Consider the following 222-nt stretch of genomic DNA (forward strand, 5'->3'; position numbering starts at 1 on the left):
CCCCTAGGGGACTCGAACCCCTGTTACCGCCGTGAAAGGGCGGTGTCCTAGGCCACTAGACGAAGGGGACACAAACCTTCTAACTTGACCAGCACTGAGTGCTGGTCGATTCAATGCCGGTGTGGCCAGGCATTGAACAGTAAATTTGGTGGAGCTAAACGGGATCGAACCGTTGACCTCTTGCATGCCATGCAAGCGCTCTCCCAGCTGAGCTATAGCCCC

Annotated in this window: 1 tRNA gene; it reads right to left on the bottom strand. The window is 56.3% G+C overall.

What is annotated here, in order from left to right:
- Window positions 1–146: 146 nt before the first annotated feature.
- Window positions 147–222, bottom strand: a tRNA-Ala gene (locus tag GHN92_RS23790).

Source organism: Pseudomonas sp. FSL R10-2964 (assembly GCF_009600035.1).
Taxonomy (GTDB): Bacteria; Pseudomonadota; Gammaproteobacteria; order Pseudomonadales; family Pseudomonadaceae; genus Aquipseudomonas; species Aquipseudomonas bubulae.